This window comes from Prevotella sp. khp1, from assembly GCF_900102205.1.
Lineage (GTDB): Bacteria > Bacteroidota > Bacteroidia > Bacteroidales > Bacteroidaceae > Prevotella > Prevotella ruminicola.
In genome coordinates, this window is sequence record NZ_FNJZ01000002.1 from 446,300 (window position 1) to 466,067 (window position 19,768).

At 48.2% G+C, this 19,768-nt stretch carries 19 protein-coding genes; 2 read left to right on the forward strand and 17 right to left on the reverse strand.

The annotated features are described in order from the left end of the window. Positions 1 to 29: 29 nt before the first annotated feature. From BLR73_RS07640 to BLR73_RS07715, 16 genes are all read right to left on the reverse strand, one after another. Entirely contained in the window at positions 30 to 356 is a 327-nt protein-coding gene (locus BLR73_RS07640) for a nucleotide pyrophosphohydrolase (protein WP_013063304.1), read from the reverse strand. Next, complete coding sequence (locus BLR73_RS07645) at positions 353 to 601, reverse strand: DUF4181 domain-containing protein (protein ID WP_013065259.1); 249 nt, start codon at positions 599 to 601, stop codon at positions 353 to 355. Before BLR73_RS07645 ends, BLR73_RS07640 begins: the two co-directional genes overlap by 4 nt. A 3-nt stretch (positions 602 to 604) precedes the next feature. After that, positions 605 to 1,057, reverse strand: coding sequence for a D-aminoacyl-tRNA deacylase (gene dtd / locus BLR73_RS07650; RefSeq protein WP_091860787.1), 453 nt, complete (start codon positions 1,055 to 1,057; stop codon positions 605 to 607). Positions 1,058 to 1,379: 322 nt separating this feature from the next. After that, positions 1,380 to 3,212, reverse strand: a complete 1,833-nt coding sequence (gene uvrC / locus BLR73_RS07655) for an excinuclease ABC subunit UvrC (protein ID WP_091860790.1) — start codon at positions 3,210 to 3,212, stop codon at positions 1,380 to 1,382. 105 nt (positions 3,213 to 3,317) lie between these two features. Continuing rightward, positions 3,318 to 3,845 (reverse strand): adenine phosphoribosyltransferase, encoded by a 528-nt coding sequence (locus BLR73_RS07660; RefSeq protein ID WP_013063527.1) that lies wholly within the window; start codon positions 3,843 to 3,845, stop codon positions 3,318 to 3,320. 50 nt (positions 3,846 to 3,895) lie between these two features. Then, complete coding sequence (mnmG, locus tag BLR73_RS07665; protein ID WP_091860792.1) at positions 3,896 to 5,809, reverse strand: tRNA uridine-5-carboxymethylaminomethyl(34) synthesis enzyme MnmG; 1,914 nt, start codon at positions 5,807 to 5,809, stop codon at positions 3,896 to 3,898. 4 nt (positions 5,810 to 5,813) lie between these two features. Then, entirely contained in the window at positions 5,814 to 7,715 is a 1,902-nt protein-coding gene (locus BLR73_RS07670) for a S41 family peptidase (protein WP_091861283.1), read from the reverse strand. Continuing rightward, complete coding sequence (locus BLR73_RS07675; protein ID WP_091860795.1) at positions 7,708 to 9,657, reverse strand: DNA topoisomerase IV subunit B; 1,950 nt, start codon at positions 9,655 to 9,657, stop codon at positions 7,708 to 7,710. Before BLR73_RS07675 ends, BLR73_RS07670 begins: the two co-directional genes overlap by 8 nt. Further along, positions 9,654 to 10,808, reverse strand: a complete 1,155-nt coding sequence (locus BLR73_RS07680; RefSeq protein ID WP_091860798.1) for an N-acetyltransferase — start codon at positions 10,806 to 10,808, stop codon at positions 9,654 to 9,656. The genes BLR73_RS07675 and BLR73_RS07680 overlap by 4 nt, the downstream gene beginning before the upstream one ends. 70 nt (positions 10,809 to 10,878) lie before the next feature. Further along, positions 10,879 to 12,039 (reverse strand): class I SAM-dependent methyltransferase, encoded by a 1,161-nt coding sequence (locus tag BLR73_RS07685; RefSeq protein WP_091860800.1) that lies wholly within the window; start codon positions 12,037 to 12,039, stop codon positions 10,879 to 10,881. A 3-nt stretch (positions 12,040 to 12,042) separates the two neighbouring features. Then, complete coding sequence (locus BLR73_RS07690) at positions 12,043 to 13,194, reverse strand: hypothetical protein (RefSeq protein WP_091860803.1); 1,152 nt, start codon at positions 13,192 to 13,194, stop codon at positions 12,043 to 12,045. Positions 13,195 to 13,211: 17 nt separating this feature from the next. Beyond that, positions 13,212 to 13,607: an FMN-binding protein gene (locus BLR73_RS07695; RefSeq protein WP_233456381.1), complete on the reverse strand. Its 396-nt coding sequence runs from the start codon at positions 13,605 to 13,607 to the stop codon at positions 13,212 to 13,214. 15 nt (positions 13,608 to 13,622) lie between these two features. After that, positions 13,623 to 14,045, reverse strand: a complete 423-nt coding sequence (ybeY, locus tag BLR73_RS07700; RefSeq protein WP_013063024.1) for an rRNA maturation RNase YbeY — start codon at positions 14,043 to 14,045, stop codon at positions 13,623 to 13,625. Between the two features lie 2 nt (positions 14,046 to 14,047). Then, complete coding sequence (gene coaD / locus BLR73_RS07705) at positions 14,048 to 14,497, reverse strand: pantetheine-phosphate adenylyltransferase (RefSeq protein ID WP_013063844.1); 450 nt, start codon at positions 14,495 to 14,497, stop codon at positions 14,048 to 14,050. Position 14,498: 1 nt separating this feature from the next. Further along, positions 14,499 to 15,533, reverse strand: a complete 1,035-nt coding sequence (ruvB, locus tag BLR73_RS07710) for a Holliday junction branch migration DNA helicase RuvB (RefSeq protein WP_028906481.1) — start codon at positions 15,531 to 15,533, stop codon at positions 14,499 to 14,501. An 83-nt stretch (positions 15,534 to 15,616) separates the two neighbouring features. Next, positions 15,617 to 16,195 carry a LemA family protein gene (locus tag BLR73_RS07715; protein ID WP_091860806.1) on the reverse strand — a complete coding sequence of 193 codons (579 nt, stop codon included), beginning with the start codon at positions 16,193 to 16,195 and terminating at the stop codon, positions 15,617 to 15,619. A 78-nt stretch (positions 16,196 to 16,273) separates the two neighbouring features. On the opposite strand from BLR73_RS07715, the gene BLR73_RS07720 reads away from it, so the two are divergent. Beyond that, positions 16,274 to 17,404 carry an SGNH/GDSL hydrolase family protein gene (locus tag BLR73_RS07720; RefSeq protein WP_091860809.1) on the forward strand — a complete coding sequence of 377 codons (1,131 nt, stop codon included), beginning with the start codon at positions 16,274 to 16,276 and terminating at the stop codon, positions 17,402 to 17,404. A gap of 14 nt (positions 17,405 to 17,418) precedes the next feature. On the opposite strand, the gene dusB is transcribed toward BLR73_RS07720, so the two are convergent. Next, positions 17,419 to 18,366: a tRNA dihydrouridine synthase DusB gene (gene dusB / locus BLR73_RS07725; RefSeq protein WP_033150793.1), complete on the reverse strand. Its 948-nt coding sequence runs from the start codon at positions 18,364 to 18,366 to the stop codon at positions 17,419 to 17,421. A 101-nt stretch (positions 18,367 to 18,467) separates the two neighbouring features. On the opposite strand from dusB, the gene BLR73_RS07730 reads away from it, so the two are divergent. Next, the gene (locus BLR73_RS07730; protein ID WP_091860812.1) at positions 18,468 to 19,763 is read left to right on the forward strand and encodes a DUF2851 family protein; all 1,296 of its coding nucleotides are present in this window, start codon (positions 18,468 to 18,470) and stop codon (positions 19,761 to 19,763) included. The last annotated feature ends 5 nt before the right edge of the window (positions 19,764 to 19,768 follow it).

The following is a 19,768-nucleotide window of genomic DNA, read 5'->3' on the forward strand; positions in this document are numbered from 1 at the left end:
AATTGCTTGTTGTTATATTGTTAAAACTGTTATGCTTTTAATTTCTCGTTGTGTATGTGGCGAAGCGAATCGCGCTGGGTCTTTTTCTCGATGGATTTCTGCAACTCTTCAGTCAGATCTACGCCTGTCTGATTGGCCAGACAGAGTAATACCCATAGGATATCGGCCATCTCTTCGCCCAGATTATCTTTCTCGCCCTCTTTAAAGCTCTGGTCGCCATATTTGCGGGCCATTACGCGAGCCAGTTCGCCTACTTCTTCGGTCAAAACAGCCATATTTGTCAGCTCCGAAAAGTAGCGTACGCCATATTCCTTTATCCAGCGGTCAACCGCCTCTTGTGCTTCTTTTATCGTCATTTTGCCATTACCATTTGAATGATTAGTAAGAAGATGCAGATGAGCAGAATTACGATATACTGCTTGTTTTCGCGCTCGTATTCCTTCCAGTGGAAGGCTTTATAGAGAAATACTGCTAGGAACATCAGCAATCCCACGCCGCATGGCCAGGCTCCGATAGCATAGCTTTTTACCATCGATAGTATCACGCCGATGACCAATAAAAGGGCGCTCGCCAGTTCTAGTTCTTTCAGATATCTCTTCATCTATTATTCCTTGTTTTTTGTGTCCATGCAGATGGTTACAGGACCGTCGTTAAGCAGTTCTACTTTCATATCGGCGCCGAATTCGCCTGTGGCTACCTGCTTGCCGATGGCCTCTGACAGCTGTGCGCAGAAGGCCTGGTAGAGTGGGATGGAGTGTTCGTGAGAGCCTGCACGGAACCATGAAGGGCGATTGCCCTTTTTGTAGCTTGCGTACAGTGTGAACTGGCTGACTACCAGACAGTTGCCGTCAATATCGAGTATCGAACGGTTCATTACATCGTTCTCATCGCCAAACACGCGCAGATTGGCTATCTTTTTTACCAGCCAATCCACATCTTCCATTGAGTCTTCATCGCAAATGCCCAACAGAATCAGGTAGCCCTTGTCTATCTGTCCATTTACTTTGCCCTCGATGGTAACGCTGGCGTGGGTAACGCGTTGTATTACTGCTCTCATTACTTTTCTTTATTTTGCCGCAAAGATACGATAAATAGCTGAATTATCCAAATTTTATTTTGTTCAATTTCTACTTTGTGACTTTTGACTTTGTGACATTAAGGGGGTGTCATTAGCAAAGAATGGGTAAAACTATAGTTTTATAATTATATATAATTATAATATATTATATATTACTATTTATCATAATACTTTTATTTCCCCATTCTCTAATTTCTGCATTTTGTATGATGCTTAATGTCACAAAATCACAGTCACAAAGTTCAGTTTTATAAACGTGCTGTTTGGGTATTGCTAATGTATTGTTTGCCCTTGCCGAACGCTATATTTCCTCTTTGTGGAAATGCTGGTAGATAATTTGTGCCTTGGCTGGGCCGATTATCTCGGATAGGGTAGGTAGTTCGGCCTCGCGTATCTTTTTAACCGATTTAAGGGCATTTAGAAGCTCGTCACGCGTTTTTGGTCCGATTCCCTTGATATCATCCAACTCTGAGTGTAAAGCGCGCTTAGAACGCTTGTCTCGATGGAACGTGATAGCAAAGCGGTGAACCTCATCCTGTATCTGCGTGAGTACATGAAAGAGTTCAGATTCTACCTTTAGGGCTATCTTCATTGGAGGGAATCCGTACAGCAGTTCGTTGGTGCGGTGACGATCGTCTTTAGCTAGTCCGGCGATAGGTATATCCAGGTTCAGTTCGTCCTGAATTACCTCGCGGATTACCTCCATTTGTCCTTTACCACCATCGGCAATAATCAGGTCGGGTAGGGGCTGCTCTTCTTCAATCAATCGCGAATAACGGCGGTGCACAACCTCTTTCATCGAGGCATAATCATCCGGACCAACTACAGTCTTGATGTTATAGCGCTTATAATCGCTTTTCGAAGGCTTCATTTTCTTGAAAACAATACAAGCAGCAACGGCATCGGTACCCGAAATGTTTGAGTTGTCGAAGCATTCAATCTGGTAGGGTAGTGAGGGCAGATGCAACTTGTCCTGCAGTTCCTTCATCAGTCGTGTTTGTTTCTGTTCAGGATTCAGTTTTTCGGCCTGCTTTAGATGGTCGAATTTATACTCCTTACAGTTCATCATAGAGAGGTCTAACAGCATCTTTTTATCGCCCAATTTGGGTATGGTAAACTTCACGCCTTCTAGCTCTACATCTACTTCTTTTTGCACGATGATTTCTTTCGAATCGCTCTTAAAACGTTCTCTGATTTCTACGATACCTAACTGCAGTAGTTCTTCGTCGGTCTCGTTCAGTTTCTTTTTGTATTCGATAGTAAAACTCTGGTTGATGCTGCCGTTTGATACGTGAATATAGTTGATGAATGCCATCTTTTCATCGGATGTAATCGTAAATACGTCCACTTTATCGATGGTTTGACTTACTACCTGACTCTTGCTATCAAAGCCGTCGAGCGCCAGATACTTGCGTTTTACTTCTTCGGCCTCCTCGAATCTCAGTTCTTCAGAGAGTCGGAGCATCTCGTCTTTTAAATCCCTCAATACCTCTCGAGTATTTCCTTTCAGGATCTCACGTGCTTGAGCGATGTTCTTTTGATATTCCTCGTAGGTCTGTTTGCCTACGCAGGGGCCCTTACATTTCTTGATGTGATAGTCTAAACAAACGCGATATCTTCCGCTTTCAACTCCCTCTTTCGTGATGGGCTGGCGGCATGTACGTGGCTGATACAGCTCTTTTATCAGATTCAGCACATCGTACATAGCGCTTACTTTTGCGTAAGGTCCGTAATACGATCCCCAATGTTTGTTGATGGTACGTGTTTTAAAGATGCGTGGGAAGAATTCGTTGGTGATGACGATAGAAGGGTAGGTTTTACCGTCCTTCAGTAATACGTTATAGCGAGGATTGTATTTCTTTATGAGCGAATTTTCTAAGAGTAGGGCATCCTCTTCGGTATTTACTACGGTGTAGCTGATATCGAATATCTTGCTGACGAGTACTTTTGTTTTGAATCTGTCTACTTCGGTATGAAAGTAACTCGATACTCTGTTTTTTAAACTTTTCGCCTTTCCTACGTAGATGATGGTGCGCTCCTCGTCGTAAAACTGATAGCTGCCAGGTTTGTCTGGCAACCTACGTACGATACCCTTCAGATATTCTAATCGCTTTTCGTTTTCTTCCTTCGTCATCTTTGTTTGCGCGTTTTGTTTTGTGTACCTTTTTAATTTATCAGTCCCGCGAACCCTTAGTGTTTAAAGGTGTTTCGCGGGACTGTGTTTCACGTGGAACAATTATTAGATGGTGAGTAACGTTGTCAGGTCAATGCCTTTAAACTCGTCTCTACCATGTAATCCCTCGTCTGTAATTTCAATTATAAAATTGATGAATACCTTCTTGGGGTGGAAGTGCTGTACAAGTTTGTAAGCAGCCTTGGCGGTTCCGCCTGTTGCTAACAGATCGTCGTGAATCAGAACCACATCGTCGGGCTCGATAGAATCGATGTGCATCTCGATGGTATCTACACCATATTCCTTAGAGAATGATTCTTTGATAACTGTAGCGGGCAGCTTTCCTGGTTTTCTTGCCATCACGAAACCGCAACCTAATCTGGCTGCGAGGGCAGCGCCTAGGATGAAACCGCGACTTTCGATACCAACAATCTTGGTGATGCCTTTATCTTTGTAAAGCTCCACCAATTCATCCATCATAATCTTCATGCACTCGGCATTCTTGTAGAGTGTAGTAACATCTCTGAAGTTGATGCCTTTCTTTGGGAAATCTGGTATGCAACGCAGATTGTCAATCAATGTTTTGTTGTTCATAATCAGTGAGTTATGCTTGTTTGTTCTATTCTTTTGTTTCACGTGGAACATTATCTACCCATCAGTACCAACAGCACATTAATGTCGCTGGGCGATACACCTGGGATGCGACTAGCCTGTGCTAACGTCTCGGGCTGAATTTTCTGCAGCTTCTGTCGGCATTCGGTAGAAAGACCTTGCAGTTCTTCGTAGTTAAAGCGACCTTTTATTCGGATATTCTCCAAACGGTGCATCTTGTCGGCTACCAATCGTTCGCGCTCGATATAACCTTTATATTTCATACGAATCTCTGCAGCTTCGGCTATCTCTTCTTTTCGATTGGATGGGCGATCAAGTGCTTCTTTGAGCGATGGAATCACTTCTGAGAGGTTCTTCAGGTTCAGCTGTGGACGGTTAACCAAATCTGACAGTTTGCAACCAAACTGTAGTGGGGTAGTGCCAAGAGCCTCGAGGGCTGAGTTGATCAGACGAGGTTTGATGGCGAAGTTCTGACAGAAAGCTTCGATTTCTTCGATAGCTTGCTTTTTCTGTAGCCACCAATCGTAGCGGTCTTTTTTTACAATACCTAATTCATACGCCTTTTCTGTGAGTCGCGCATCGGCATCGTCCTGTCGTAGCAGAATGCGATATTCAGCTCTTGAGGTAAACATACGGTAAGGCTCATCAACGCCTTTGGTTACCAAATCATCGATTAATACGCCAATATATGCTTCGTCGCGATGCAGTACAAACTGCTTGTTGGCTGTATCGCTAGCAGCGCAGCCAGCTTTAAGTGCTGCGTTTATACCCGCCAAGGTTCCTTGTCCGCCAGCTTCTTCGTAACCGGTTGTTCCGTTAACCTGTCCGGCCATGAATAATCCATCTATTATCTTCGATTCCAACGAATGATTCAGTTGGGTAGGATCGAAGAAATCGTATTCGATGGCGTAACCTGGGCGATATACCTTTACGTCTCTGAAGGCTGGCATCTTTTTCAGCGCCTCTATCTGAACATCCATCGGAAGTGACGACGAAAAACCATTTAGATACATCTCGTTGGTATCCTCGCCCTCTGGCTCCAGGAATAATGGATGCTTATCGCGGTCGGGGAAAGTAACCAGCTTCGTTTCGATCGAGGGACAATAACGCGGTCCTATCGATTGAATCTGACCGTTATATAGCGGTGAATCCGCCAATCCGCTCTTCAGAATTTCGTGTACTTCGGCGTTGGTATTTACTGTCCAGCATGGTAACTGCTTTAATGCGCCACCTTTATTCATATAGCTGAATTGATAGGGGCGTGTTTCGCCAGGCTGTACTTCCAGGTCCTCGAAATGAACCGAACGTTTATCTATACGTACAGGCGTACCGGTTTTCATGCGGGCTGCTGTAATGCCGTGACGTGTGATACTCTCGGTGAAATGGGGTACAGCAGGTTCGGCTATACGTCCGCCTGGTACCATCTTTCTGCCGATATGCATCAAACCATTCAGAAACGTTCCTGCGGTGATTACAATGCTCTTGGCGTAGATTTCTGTGCCCCAGATGGTACGTACTCCAACGGCACGGATATCGCCGCTCTCAGAGCCTGAAATGGGCTCTGTAAGCAATTCGTCGGCCTGGTCCTGCCACACATCCAGATTATCGGTTTCATCGATTGTACGGCGCCATTCCCAGATAAACTTGCCGCGATCGCATTGGGCACGCGGACTCCAAACGGCTGGACCCTTACCAACGTTCAGCATGCGGAACTGGATAGAAGTGGCGTCAGTAACCAATCCCATCTGACCTCCTAAAGCGTCTATCTCTCTGACTATCTGACCTTTAGCAATGCCGCCTATAGCTGGATTGCACGACATTTGTGCAATCTTGTTCATATCCATCGTTACCAGACAGGTCTTCGCGCCCATGTTGGCCGAAGCACAAGCGGCCTCGCATCCCGCGTGACCGCCTCCGATAACAATTACATCGTACTTTAATATCATATTCTTATTTTACTGTCTCTTTCTCGGCTTCTTTCCAAGCCGTTATACCGCCTTTAAGGTTCAGTACCTTGTAACCCTCGGCTGCTAGTTTTCCTGCAGCCATGCTGCTACGATGGCCTGTGCGGCAATATACCATGATGGTCTTTTCCTTTGGCAGCATGTCTGTTGCTTTTTTCATGAAATTCAGACTATCTTTCACGTCGATATTGATTGCGCCTTTCAGGTGTTCTGCGTTATATTCCTCAGGTGTGCGTACGTCTACCAGCACGCAGCCGTTGGCGCAGTTCTCGAGTGTCTTTTGGAATTTATCTATATCGATGGTTGTAAACGCCTGCTTAGCAATTACCTCAAGTGCGCGCTTTACCATCGCGTTTTCTTCGTTGAATACAGAGAAATACTCACTCATATCCCAAATATCGCGTGCTATCAGGGCCTTGAGTTGTAGGCGCAAATAGGGCAGTGTCTTTTCGAGTTCTGCCTGATCTTTGGGTTTGATATTCTGTTTCTCACCATTCTTTAGAATGGTGTCTACCAAATCCTGTGGTACTTCATACTTTTCTTTGAACTCAGCGAACGATGGCCAAGCCTTTTTTAGCTGCTTGCGGTGATTATCCACATAGCGCAGGTTCTGCTGCAGGATGATGCTTTTAGCTGCCAACTCGCGATGGAACTTGGTATAGATGGTGGTATCCAGCGGGCAGTATTCGTCGGGCATGATACCTCCACCGCCGTAAACGGTACGATGCTCGCGTAATGTCTGATACTTCAGCGAGTCGGCAAAGTGGATACTGTCGGCATTCGTCAGCTCGCCGCTTTTCAGTCGGTTAATCACATCCATCGCATAGTCGCGGTTCTCGCCTTTGGTGTAAGGCTTCTGAATACAGCGACCTGATGGGGTGTAGTAGTGGGCGATGGTGAGACGAATCATAGAGCCGTCGGGCAAATCGAGTGGGCGCTGAACAAGGCCTTTACCGAACGTACGGCGACCAACCACAATACCGCGGTCCTGATCCTGTATCGCTCCGGTTACAATTTCGGCCGCTGACGCCGTATAACTGTCAACGAGTACAATTACCTTACCCTGACGAAAAACGCCGCTTCCATCGGCCTTATATTCGGTTCTGGGCACCTTTCTGCCCTCGGTGTACACTATTAGATCGTTTTTCTGCAGAAATTCGTTAGCAATATCCACCGCAGCCTTCAGATAGCCGCCGCCATTCTCCTGTAAATCCAGAATGAGATGCTGCATACCTTGGTCGCGCAGCGTTTTCAGTCCCGCTAAGAACTCCTGATGGGTTGTAGCGCCGAAATTACCAATGCGGATATAGCCTATCTGCGGACGGATCATATATACGGCATCTACCGATTTTACGGGGATTTTATCGCGTGTAACGGTAAATGTAAGACGGTCTTTGATGCCTTGGCGGATAACGCCCAGTTTTACTTTTGTGCCCTTAGGACCACGCAGGCGTTTCATAATCTCCTCTTTCGACATTTTTACGCCAGCGATAGCCGAATCGTTTACCGATATGATTCTGTCGCCAGCGATGATACCAACCTTTTCTGAAGGACCGTTTGTGACGGGCTGAATAACCAGCAGTGTGTCCTCGATAAGGTTAAACTGTACGCCGATACCCTCAAAATTGCCTGCAAGTGGCTCGTTGGCATCTTTCACCTCCTTGGGCGTTAGATACGAAGAGTGGGGGTCCAGCTTATCTAGCATGCCTCTGATACCGTCTTCAACCAGTTTTTTCTCGTCTACACTATCTACATAGAGGTTGCTGATGGCTATCTCGGCAAACTGCAGCTTGCGTAGAGGCGAGTCATCGCTGTTGTTGATACGGAACTGCGCGTGGGCATTCATCGATGCCATACACAGCAGCAAAGAGGCAAATGTCTTATTCATAAATGTCTTCTTCAGGGCGGTCTTCCTCAACCACCAGATTATCGATAATAAAGTTCTGGCGCTCCATAGTGTTCTTACCCATGTAGTACTCCAGCAACTTAGCTACTTGGTCGGTTTTGTGCAGCGTTACCTGCTCCAGACGCATGTCGGGACCGATAAAACCTGCGAATTCATCGGGCGAAATCTCACCTAGACCTTTGAATCGGGTGATTTCTGGATCGGGTCCTAACTCCTCGATGGCCTTCTGTCGCTCTTCGTCGCTATAGCAGTAACGTGTGATGAAATCGCTTTTTTTGTCAGATTTAGCATCCGCTTCGGCGATGGTCTTCTTGTTTTTGATCTTTGTTCTACGGTTACGAACGCGGAACAATGGGGTTTGCAACACGTAAACGTGGCCTTTCTTGATGAGTTCGGGGAAGAACTGCAGGAAGAAGGTGATGATGAGCAGGCGGATATGCATACCGTCCACATCGGCATCGGTGGCCACAATAACCTTATTATATCTCAGTGTGTCCAGACTCTCTTCGATGTCGAGAGCAGCCTGTAACAGATTGAATTCTTCGTTCTCGTAAACTACCTTCTTGGTTAATCCAAAGCAGTTCAGGGGTTTACCACGCAATGAGAATACGGCCTGGGTGTTTACATCGCGGCTCTTGGTGATGCTTCCGCTGGCCGAATCACCCTCGGTGATAAAGATACACGACTCTTCCTTGCGGTCGTTCTTCACGTCGCTGAAGTGGATACGGCAATCGCGTAGTTTGCGGTTGTGCAGATTGGCTTTCTTGGCACGTTCGCGGGCCAGTTTTGTTACACCAGCCATTGCCTTGCGGTCGCGCTCGCTCTCTTTAATTTTATTCTCAAGCACTTCAGCCACATCCTGATGGATATGCAGATAGTTGTCAACTTCGGTCTTGATAAAGTCGCCTACGTATTTGTTCACACTCACACCGCCGTCGGGCGACATGGTGAGCGAACCCAACTTAATCTTGGTCTGACTCTCGAACAGCGGTTCCTCTACATTGATGGCGATGGCAGCAACGATACCTGTGCGGATATCGCCATATTCGTATTTGCCGTAGAACTCCTTGATGGTACGGGCAATATGCTCCTTAAAGGCGCTCTGATGTGTTCCGCCCTGGGTGGTATGCTGTCCGTTTACAAACGAGTAATACTCCTCGCCATACTGGTTTGCATGGGTAAAGGCTATCTCGATATCTTCGCCTTGCAGGTGTACGATAGGATAAAGTGCATCGCTGGTCATGCGGTCTTTCAGCAGGTCCTCAAGTCCGTGACGCGACAGAATGCGACGACCATTGTACATGATGGTTAGTCCGATGTTCAGATACGTATAGTTGCGAAGCATGTTTTCTACGATTTCATCGTGGAACTTGTAGTTCACAAACTTCGTGGCATCGGGTTCAAAGTAGATGTATGTACCGTTCTCGTCCTGAGAGGGTTCTGTAACGTCGCTTATCAGTTTGCCGCATTCAAAAACGGCTTTGCGCACTTTGCCTTCGCGATAGCTGTGAACCTCAAAATGGCTGCTCAGCGCGTTAACGGCCTTCACACCCACACCATTCAGTCCGATTGACTTCTTAAAGGCCTTAGAATCGAACTTACCACTGGTGTTCAGAATGCTTACCGATTCAATCAGTTTTCCTTGTGGAATGCCTCGTCCGTAGTCGCGTACTGAGATGCGCAGGTTGTCTTCTACGTTTACTTCGATTCTATCGCCGGCTTTCATCTTGAATTCGTCGATAGAGTTATCAAACACTTCTTTTAACAGCACGTAAATACCGTCTTCGGCTGATGAGCCGTCGCCCAATCGGCCGATATACATACCAGGGCGCAAGCGGATGTGCTCCAAACCGGTAAGGGTCTGGATATTACCTTCGTCGTAATTGACGGTTTTGGGATTAATCAGGTTGTTATCTTCGTTCATAGATTCTTTTTGAAACATCTTCTGCGTTTATGTTGAGTGTGCTCCAGATACTGCCACTGGCTCTGCACTTTCTCGTTTGTCTCCATTTCAACGTTGGTTTCACCCCACTTGAAGCCGTATTTCTGGTAGCGTGGGATGAGGTCGTAGAACAGCAGGGCGTTGGCACCCTTCTGCTGATATTCGGGCAGAATGCCTACCAGCATCAGATCTACACACTCGGCCTTGTGGAATTTGAGTGCTCTCAAGCAATGCCACCATCCGAATGGCCACAAACGACCGCGGCGACACTTCTGCAGCGCGCGGGTCATCGAAGTGATTGAGATGCCCACACCAACGATGTCGTGGTTGGGTGTGTTCCAGTCTTCAATCAAGCAAACCAGGTTCATATCGAGCATGGGGAAATACATCTTCAGGTATTCATCTATCTGAGCCTCGGTCATTTGTGAGTAGCCGTACAGATGTCCGAAGGTCTTGTTTACCACGTCGAGCACCTTGCGACCAATCTGCTCCTTACCAAACACCTGACTGCGCTTGGGGTGGGCTGGGTGCAGGTTATAGCGCTTCATTACCAGCTCGGCAATCTTCTTGAACTTCTCGGGGATGCCCTCCTTTGGCACGATGAGCTTGAACTCAACGTAGTCGTTGTCTTTCTCCCAGCCGCCTAACTGTTCCAGGTGCTTGGGGTAGTAAGGGTAGTTGTAGATAGTGGCCATGGTGCCCATCTGGTCGAAGCCTTCGATGAGCATGCCTTCGGGGTCCATATCCGTAAAGCCTAACGGACCAACAATCTCTGTCATGCCTTTCTCTCGGCCCCATTGCTCAGCGGCATCAAACAAGGCCTTGCTCACCTCCAAATCGTCGATGAAATCTACCCATCCAAAGCGCACGCTCTGACGGTTCCAGGCATCGTTGGCGCGATGATTGATGATAGCGGCTATGCGTCCAGCCACCTTGCCATCCTTGTAAGCCAGGAAATATTCGGCTTCGCAAAACTCGAAGGCGGCATTCTTGTCTTTACTCAGGGTGTGCAAATCGTCGCTGAACAAGTTGGGCGCATCGTATTGATTGCCCTTATACAAGTCGTAGTGGAAGTCGATAAAGGCTTTAAGACTTTTCTTATCCGTGACTTTTCTAATTTCTACTGCAGACATATTCTCTCTTTGTTCGTTAAGCTTAAAAACGATGCAAAGATAAGAAAAAAGTGGCAAATAACAAAAAATATTATGATATTTTTCGGCAAACCAGCAGCAGATGGCCTTTCTCGGCACTTGTTGTGGCGAAAATATACACGTCGCCGCCGTCTTTCAGTTTTAATCGTTTTCTCAGGTCGGCTACTGATAACGGGAAGTTCCTCACGGCGATATTGGCTTGAGCGATGCCTGCCAAGCCTGTTTTCAGTTCCCGTTTGTTCATCGTACAGGTGCGTTCAATCACAAATCCGCGCCCTGGGAAATCAGGGATTATCTGCTCCGATAGGAACAAATGACTGTTTTTATCGGGCTGACTGATGCCGAAACGTTGTGCTATGAGTTGGAAGCATCCGGCTTTCATCACCGATGCGTTGGGCTCGTACAGATATCGGGGATTGGATGGCTGCTGATAAAAATTGCGGATTTCATCGCTCGATGTGTAACTGAATACCTGTCCGTCGTTTACGCAGAACACCTTTAGATTCTGGACTTCCCGATCTACTACCAAGAGCAGCTCTTTGCACTCGTTGGTCACCGAAACGATATGAACTTCGCTTACATTTCCGATGTCCAAAACGGCTTTCTGCCAATCGAGCATAGGTGATAGTTTTATCATCACGCGATCGGCTTTTTCAAGCATTTCATCGATAAGTTCCAGCACGTTTGGGGTGCAGTCGGCAATGCCGTAGGTGCGCCCGCCATGCTCGTTGCGTCGGGCTGGGTCGATAAATATCAGATCGGCATGCTCCATCTGGTGCAGATACGCCACACCGTCGTTGCAAACCACGTTGATATGCTGTAAGCCTAAACACGCGTAGTTAGCCGATGAAATGGCGCATAATGCCGCCTGCTGCTCTACGTGTACCGCTTCGGTAAAGTTGACCGACATAAATGCCATATCAACGCCAAAACCAGCGGTTAAATCTACTATTCTTTTGCCTTTGCCGGCTATCTGGGCTTTATAGCGGGCTGTGGCTTCGCTCGAGCATTGCTCCATCGACAGGTGAGGCGGATACACAATGCCGTCGTTAGCCGCCCATGATGGTATTTTTACGCGCGCTTTCTGCCGGCCTGCTATCTGGTCGAGTGCGTACGTCATGTCCACTTCAGGGTTCTTCTTGCCTTGAAGTGCCAGTTGCCGTACGTCGTCGTTAGCATGACTACGGATAAATGCGAGCGTGGCCTCGTTCATTGTTTATAATGATGCGATAAAGTCTTCGAACAGCTTGCGGTTCTTTCCTGGTGTGATAATGTGGTGATTGCCAATGGGGTGGGTCAGGAAGTAGGCAGTCTGCTCATTATCAGCCAGTTGTATTATCTGCTGTGTGCGACAGAGGCCGGGTTTTGCCTGATTTCTTACCAGTTCGCCCTCGGCCATGAAACTGCGCTTCAGATCGCCCGATACCTTGAATACTGTAACAGGTCCTTCCTTCATGAAACCTCTGATTCCAACGCCTATTCCCGACTCAAAATGCGTATCCAGTTCGTAGCGCTCAACCATATTCAATGGTATGGTGCAATGTGCAAACAGCATTTCGCCTGTTTCGGGGTTAATCTGCGATGGATTAGCCTGGAAACCTGATACGCCCAGCAAGGCATTGGTGATAGCCATCGATAACATGGCTGGCACATCGCCTTCGCAACCGGCCACAATACCCTCGGCATTCAGCTTGGCCAGTGCCCAGCAACCTGTATTATGTACGGCTGTGAGCAAGTCGAAACAACGCAGCGTAAAGCCTTGTAGATTGTGCTTGTTTACAATAGTTTTCAGAGCCTGGTAGATACGATCTTGCATCTCGCCTTCGGTTACCTTGTCGATACCATCTAACAGTTCCGAAATGGGCACTTCTACCAACTCGATACCTAACTTGGTTTTTACGGCTTTTGGATCGGCTACGCTCGAAATCAGCCAGTCGGAAGGTTCGCCGATAATGCCCAAGCGGGCACCGTTCAGCTGGCGTTTTGCTTCCTGCACCTTCTGTAAGGTCTGCAGTCGGCGTGCGATGTAATCGGCACTTCCGTGAATAATCTCGCCCTGCAGGTAGTTCTGCTGCAGATATGAGAGAATCTCCATCGATGCCGCCAGCGAGTTGCTTTTACCCGATGTGAGCAGATAGAAAGGTGCCTGTGACTGCTGACGCAACTGGGGCAGCAAGCGTTTGAAAATACCCTCGGTACCGCCTGTGCGCACATAAATGACCGACAGCGTGTGAGTGCCGTAATCGCTATAATCGTTGCCTTTCAGCGTGTATTCAATCCCTAAGCTACCCAGAAACTCCTGAGTAACTGCTCCTACAGCCGCCTCGTCGTGCAGCTCCGAAGTGAGTGTATAAATGGCTATATCCATAGGCTTTAGCACCGTGATTAGTGCTTAGAATAGTAATCCAATCCTAACTGTACGTTTTCGATAACTGCTTTCGATGAGTAGGTGGCGCCTGTTATGGCATCAACCTTCATCTTCTTGGCATCCTTAATCTTTACGCCGTTCCACTTGTCCAGCAGGTGCTTCTTCACCTTCAGGAAATACTTGGGTGTTTCCTGGTTTTTCATTGCCTCAATCTTTACCACCTTGTTTTTCTGGATGTATATCTTTAGCGGTGTAGCGCCCAGAAATCCCTGTACGTCCTTGCCCAGTGTAGTGGTGTTGATTACTGTCATCCCGTTTTCCTTAGTCATCGTGTCGTCGGCCTTCCAGCTCATCAGCGTGAGGGCGACAACCATCAGTGAGCAGCAGCTCACAGTCATCATCAATCTCTTCATATCTTTCCTTAAAACTTATTCTTCTTCTTTCAGCAAGGCAAGTGCCTTATCCTCGGCGGCTTCCATGATTTCGCGCTCGCCGGGACCCTTGTCGTTAATGCCGCACAGGTGCAGAATGCCGTGAATGATTACACGGTGCAGCTCCTCGTCATAGGGGCGACCGAACTTGTCGGCATTGGTAAACACCGTGTCGACAGAGATGTAGATATCACCGCTGATGGTTTTACCCTCGCAGTAGTCGAAGGTGATGATATCCGTGTAGTAGTCGTGACCCAAGAACTGATTGTTCACTTCGAGAATCTTCTCATCGTTCACGAACAAATAGCCGATTTCACCGACTTTCTTACCATAACTGGCTGCCACCTGGCGAATCCAGCTAGTAGTCTCTCGCTTCTTGATGTTAGGGAATTTCACTCCCTCTGCTTCGTATATAATCATAGTTAATGTTTTTTCGGTATATAAGCACTTACATCTACGCCAAAATGCTGCAGCTCGCGTACAGCACTCGATGATACACTGGCCAGTTCAGGCTCAGTATAAAGCAGAATCGTCTCGATACCACCCAGGCGGCGATTAAAATCGGCCTGCCATTGCTCGTACTCAAAGTCGCTCGCCGTGCGCACACCTTTTACGATGAATTGGGCGTTTTCGGCTTTGGCAAAGTCCATCGCTAAGCCGTGATAGGGTTTCACTTCTATGCGTGGATCATCGGCATAGAGCTCTTTGATGGCCTGCATACGCTCCTCGGCTTTGGGCATATCGGGCTTGTGAACATTATCGCCAACTACGCCGATTACCAATCGGTCGAAGAGTGGCAATGCACGTCGCACGATAGAATCGTGACCAATTGTAAAGGGGTTGAAACTCCCCACAAATATTCCTGTTCTCATATCAGTCAAACAGATTGGGTTGCATAATGTTTCCGCCATAAGGGTTGCGACCGAAGTGCTTGTAAGCCAGCTCGGTAACCATACGTCCGCGAGGGGTTCGCTTGATAAAGCCCTCCATAATCAGGAACGGCTCGTATACCTCCTCTACGGTGCCTGCATCCTCGCCGATAGCTGTAGCGATGGTGGTGATGCCCACAGGACCGCCACGGAACTTATCGATGATGGTAAGCAGAATCTTATTGTCGATTTCATCGAGACCGTACTTGTCGATGTTCAGGGCTGTGAGTGCCACGCGGGTAATCTTGGTGTCAATGGTACCGTTGCCTTTCACCTGGGCAAAGTCGCGCACACGGCGCAACAAGGCGTTGGCGATACGTGGCGTTCCACGCGAACGGCCTGCAATCTCCAGGGCAGCATCTTCGGTAATGGGTACACCCAGGATGTTTGCTGAGCGCTCTATGATGGCCTGCAGCGTTTCGGGCTCGTAGTACTCCAGATGCATGTTAATACCGAAACGGGCACGCAAAGGTGCTGTAAGCAGTCCGCTACGGGTGGTGGCGCCCACCAGCGTAAACGGGTTCAAGTCAATCTGGATGCTACGTGCCGACGGACCTTTGTCAATCATGATGTCGATGCGATAATCCTCCATAGCGCTGTAGAGATATTCCTCGACTACAGGCGAGAGACGGTGGATTTCGTCGATAAAAAGCACGTCGTTCTTTTCGAGCGAAGTCAGAATGCCAGCCAGGTCGCCTGGTTTATCGAGCACAGGTCCGCTGGTAATCTTGAAACCAACACCCAGTTCGTTGGCAATGATATTCGAGAGGGTTGTTTTTCCCAGTCCTGGAGGACCGTGCAGGAGTGTGTGATCCAGTGGCTCGCCACGATACTTGGCAGCTTCTACAAACACCTCTAAATTCTCTACAACCTTTTTCTGACCGCTAAAGTCACTAAAGCTCAGCGGTCGTAAAGCGTTCTCAAAGTCCTTCTCGCCTTGAGAGTAACGTTCTTCGCGAATATCGAAATCTTCGTCCATCATATTTCGTGTGCAAAATTACGAAAAAAGCCACAGACTACAAAATAATCTGTGGCTATTTATAATTTTTCACTTTTCACGCTTTATTTTTTAAAGGCTTCATCGAGATCGGGGTAGTCCTTTTTCTTCTCGTTGTCTACCTTCAGATAGTCTTTTACATCGAAATGCAGCATCTGTGCAACGATGCTTGATGGCCACTGGCGCACCATGCGGTTCATCTTGGTAGCGGTATCGTTGTAAACCATACGCGACATGCGTACGTTCTCCTCGTACTCGGTCTGTCCTGCCTGTGCATTCTGGTAAAGCTCGCTGGCTTTCAGTTCTGGATACTGCTCAACCACTAAGTTCAGGCGGCTCATCATCTGTCCTAACAGATCCGACTGGGCGTTGATGCCTGCTGGTGTGGCGGCCGATGTGTGACCTCCGCGGGCTTCGATGGTCTGGATAATGGTTTCGCTCTCGTGCTTGGCATACTGTGCTGCCGTTTTAGCCAAAGCTATTACTGCATCGAAACGCGAATTAAGCTGAACCTCAATCTGGCTCAGGGCATTTTTGCACATTTCATCGAGACTTACCAGGCTGCGCTGGGTTGAAATAAAGTAACCGATGATGATAACTGCGAGGGCGACGATAACGCCGAAAAATACTCCTACTGCTTGCATAATTTAAAATTTTATGGTTTAATTGGGGCAAAGATACAAAAAGATTTCGTAACTTTGCCACCAAAACTTAAAAATTATATGAAAAAATTGTTTTTGATAGCTTTCGCAGCTATGTTGTGCCAACAGCTGATGGCCATTAAAACCATGCCTATCCAAGGCGAAGTAATCAAACCTACTGATGCCCACATTCAGTATGCCGGACGTATCAGCTTTACTAACCCCGAGCGTCCTGCGTTCAACTTTCCTGGCGTGCAGATAGTGGCTGCCTTCGAGGGCACTTCTTTGCGCATGCTGGCCAAGCCGCAGAGTGGTTATTTTGTGGCTCAGATTGATAAGGCCGAGCCTTTCAAGGTGGCTTTTCGAGGCGATCGCGACTCGCTGGTAACGCTGGCTACAGCGCTGGCAGATGGTGTGCACACGGTTAAACTGATGTATGCCATCGAGGGTTACGAGTTTTTCCCCGAGTTCTGGGGTTTTGTGCTCGATAAAGGCAAAAAGCTGGTTGATGCGCCTGCTTTGCCTTCAAGAAAGATAGAATTCATCGGCAATTCGATTACCTGCGGCTATGGTAACGAGGGATTGAAGAAGGAGGAGCATTTCGACTATGCTACCGAGAACCATTATTACTCGTATGCCTCGATCACAGCGCGCAATCTGAATGCCCAGCACTGGGTGGTGGCTCGCAGTGGTATTGGTGCTTATCGCAACTACGACGGTCCCAAGACGGGCAACCCCGAGTCGAACATGCTTGTGCAGTACGAGTATGTCGGCTATGCCTGGAAGCCGGAACTGCGCCACGAGGCTACTTTCTTGCGCGAAAAATGGGATTTCGGCCGTTATCAGCCTGATGTGATCTGCATCAATCTGGGTACCAACGATACTTCGACCAACAACTACGACCTGAAGCTGTTGAAGCAGAACTACAAGAAGCTGCTACAGATGGTGCGCCTGCATAACCCCAAGGCTAAGATTGTGTTCCTGTCGGGTTCGATGCTGTATAACAAGGAGTTGCAGCAGGTGAAGCAGTTGCTCGACGAGGTGACTGCCGAAGCCAAGAAGGCTGGCGATAACGAGGTTTACCGCTTTGATATGGCGCCCATCGCCGGCGACGAGTGGTATGGCAACGATTGGCATCCCAATGTGTATCAGGACGAAAAGATGGCTGGCGAACTCACAGCCTATCTGCGTTCGCTCATGGGTTGGTTCTAAAGAAAAAGAAAGGATTATCCCAACAGCTTTCGTGTATCCTCCAGTATCTGCAAGAGCTCGTCCATCTTCTCGGCTCTCAGCATGGCGATACGGGTCTGTCGGAAATCGGGAATTCCTTTAAATATAGGTGTAGCAGCGAGGTGTCTTCTGGTATGGAGGATGCCTCGTTTCTCGTCTATACGCTCCACGTTGATACGCAGCAGCTCCTCAAGGATGTCCAGCTTCTGGTTGAAGTCGAGTTCCTCGCGACTGAAAATCCAAGGACAGCCGAACGTGGCGCGACCAATCATGATGGCATCTACGCCGTAGGTCTTGAATGCCTCGTCGGCCTCGTCAAGATTGTGAATATCGCCGTTACCTATAATAGGAATATGTATGCGTGGGTTGCGCTTTACCTCGCCAATCAGCGTCCAGTCGGCCTCGCCTGTGTACATCTGACTGCGTGTGCGGCCGTGAATAGTCAGCGCTTTAATGCCGCAATCCTGCAGCTGTTCGGCCAACTCGGTGATAATCAGTTGCTCGTGGTTCCAGCCAAGGCGTGTTTTCACCGTTACGGGGAGCTTTACGGCATCTACCACCTTGCTGGTAATCTCCAGCATCTTTGGTATGTTCTGCAGCATACCTGCACCTGCGCCTTTGCCTGCCACCTTTTTTACAGGGCAGCCGAAGTTAATGTCGATCAGATCCGGACCGGCTTGTTCCACGATTTTGGCTGCTTCAACCATCGCCTCTACGTCGCGACCGTAGATCTGTATGCCTACGGGGCGCTCGGTATCGCTGATGGTGAGCTTCGAGATAGTAGATTTTACATCGCGTATCAGCGCTTCGGCGCTTACAAACTCAGTATACACCATCGCAGCTCCAAACCGCTTGCAAAGCAGTCTGAAACCAATATCAGTCACATCCTCCATCGGTGCCAAAAACACCGGATTTTGTCCAAATTCTATATCGCCTATCTTCATTTCGGGTGCAAAGTTACGCATTTTTTCTGATATTATTTGGCAGATTGCAAATAATCATGTATTTTTGTGCACAAATTTTTACTTATAGCTAAATAAACCATATGGAACAATTACTCCATTATACTTGGAAACTGAAGCTTTTTCCGCTGAAAGAGCTGCTCACAAGCGATGGTATGCTGGTTGAGGTGATCGATCCGGGCAAGCACAACAGCGATGCCGGGCCCGATTTTGTGAATGCTAAGATTCGCATAAATGGCACTATGTGGGCGGGCAATGTTGAGATTCACGACAAGTCGAGCGACTGGTACGTGCATGGGCACGACAAGAACCGCGATTACGACAATGTGATACTGCATGTAGCCAGGGAACTGGATACCGAAGTGATGAAGAGCAACGGCCAGTACGTACCTCAGTTGCAGCTGGATGTACCGCCGCATGTGCAGGCACATTACGATGAATTGCGCCAAACCGAGGAGTATCCGGCCTGTTATAAGGTGATACCCGATCTGCCCTCGCTCACTATTCACTCGTGGATGGCAGCCCTGCAGGTTGAGCGCCTGGAGCGCAAAACGTCCGATATCCGTCGCCGTGTAGAGCGTTGCAACGGCTCGTGGGAGGATGGCTATTTTACCACGTTGGCCCGCAACTACGGCTTTGGCATTAATGGCGATGTGTTCGAACAGTGGGCGCAGAATGTGCCCCTGAGTGCTGTGGCGCACCATCGCGACGATTTGTTTCAGATCGAGGCCGTCTTCTTCGGTCAGGCAGGATTGCTGGAGCTGGATGCTGTGCCCGAGTGCTACCAGAAAGAGGCGCTCAACGATGGCTACTTTGCCCGATTGCGCAACGAGTACCAGTATCTGGCGCATAAATTCTCGATGAAGCCGATTGATTTCCGTCTGTGGCGGTTCCTCCGTCTGCGCCCGCAGAACTTCCCTCACATCCGCTTGGCGCAGTTGGCCAACCTGTATTATCAGCAGAAGGCAGGCTTAAGTCAGCTGATAGAGTGCAAAACCCTGGATGAATTGAAGAACGTGCTCAGCTCGCAGGTTACGCCTTATTGGGAAACCCATTACACCTTTGGCTCCGAGAGCGCTAAGAACGCCAAACATCTGTCGGTTGGCTCCATCAATCTGTTGATGATTAATACCGCCATCCCCATGCTGTTTGCCTATGGCCGCCATCAGTCGAAAGAGGTGCTTTGCGATAGGGCCTTCGAATTCCTCGAGCAGCTCAAGGCCGAGAACAACCACATTATCCGTATGTGGCAGCAGGTGGGACTGCCCGTTAAGTCGGCTGGCGACTCGCAGGCGCTCATACAGCTAAAAAAGGAGTATTGCGACAAGAAGGACTGTCTGCGTTGTCGCTTTGGTTACGAATACTTAAAACGCAAATAAACACT

Excerpts from the sequence above, each read along its gene's own strand:
- BLR73_RS07730 (WP_091860812.1), top strand. The coding sequence starts at position 18,468 with ATGGAACAATTACTCCATTATACTTGGAAACTGAAGCTTTTTCCGCTG.
- BLR73_RS07695 (WP_233456381.1), bottom strand. The coding sequence starts at position 13,607 with ATGAAGAGATTGATGATGACTGTGAGCTGCTGCTCACTGATGGTTGTC.
- ruvB (WP_028906481.1), bottom strand. The coding sequence starts at position 15,533 with ATGGACGAAGATTTCGATATTCGCGAAGAACGTTACTCTCAAGGCGAG.
- BLR73_RS07690 (WP_091860803.1), bottom strand. The coding sequence starts at position 13,194 with ATGGATATAGCCATTTATACACTCACTTCGGAGCTGCACGACGAGGCG.
- BLR73_RS07645 (WP_013065259.1), bottom strand. The coding sequence starts at position 601 with ATGAAGAGATATCTGAAAGAACTAGAACTGGCGAGCGCCCTTTTATTG.
- BLR73_RS07670 (WP_091861283.1), bottom strand. The coding sequence starts at position 7,715 with ATGAATAAGACATTTGCCTCTTTGCTGCTGTGTATGGCATCGATGAAT.
- ybeY (WP_013063024.1), bottom strand. The coding sequence starts at position 14,045 with ATGATTATATACGAAGCAGAGGGAGTGAAATTCCCTAACATCAAGAAG.
- BLR73_RS07680 (WP_091860798.1), bottom strand. The coding sequence starts at position 10,808 with ATGTCTGCAGTAGAAATTAGAAAAGTCACGGATAAGAAAAGTCTTAAA.
- BLR73_RS07715 (WP_091860806.1), bottom strand. The coding sequence starts at position 16,195 with ATGCAAGCAGTAGGAGTATTTTTCGGCGTTATCGTCGCCCTCGCAGTT.
- dusB (WP_033150793.1), bottom strand. The coding sequence starts at position 18,366 with ATGAAGATAGGCGATATAGAATTTGGACAAAATCCGGTGTTTTTGGCA.
- BLR73_RS07685 (WP_091860800.1), bottom strand. The coding sequence starts at position 12,039 with ATGAACGAGGCCACGCTCGCATTTATCCGTAGTCATGCTAACGACGAC.
- BLR73_RS07660 (WP_013063527.1), bottom strand. The coding sequence starts at position 3,845 with ATGAACAACAAAACATTGATTGACAATCTGCGTTGCATACCAGATTTC.
- coaD (WP_013063844.1), bottom strand. The coding sequence starts at position 14,497 with ATGAGAACAGGAATATTTGTGGGGAGTTTCAACCCCTTTACAATTGGT.
- uvrC (WP_091860790.1), bottom strand. The coding sequence starts at position 3,212 with ATGACGAAGGAAGAAAACGAAAAGCGATTAGAATATCTGAAGGGTATC.
- BLR73_RS07720 (WP_091860809.1), top strand. The coding sequence starts at position 16,274 with ATGAAAAAATTGTTTTTGATAGCTTTCGCAGCTATGTTGTGCCAACAG.
- BLR73_RS07640 (WP_013063304.1), bottom strand. The coding sequence starts at position 356 with ATGACGATAAAAGAAGCACAAGAGGCGGTTGACCGCTGGATAAAGGAA.
- BLR73_RS07675 (WP_091860795.1), bottom strand. The coding sequence starts at position 9,657 with ATGAACGAAGATAACAACCTGATTAATCCCAAAACCGTCAATTACGAC.
- mnmG (WP_091860792.1), bottom strand. The coding sequence starts at position 5,809 with ATGATATTAAAGTACGATGTAATTGTTATCGGAGGCGGTCACGCGGGA.
- dtd (WP_091860787.1), bottom strand. The coding sequence starts at position 1,057 with ATGAGAGCAGTAATACAACGCGTTACCCACGCCAGCGTTACCATCGAG.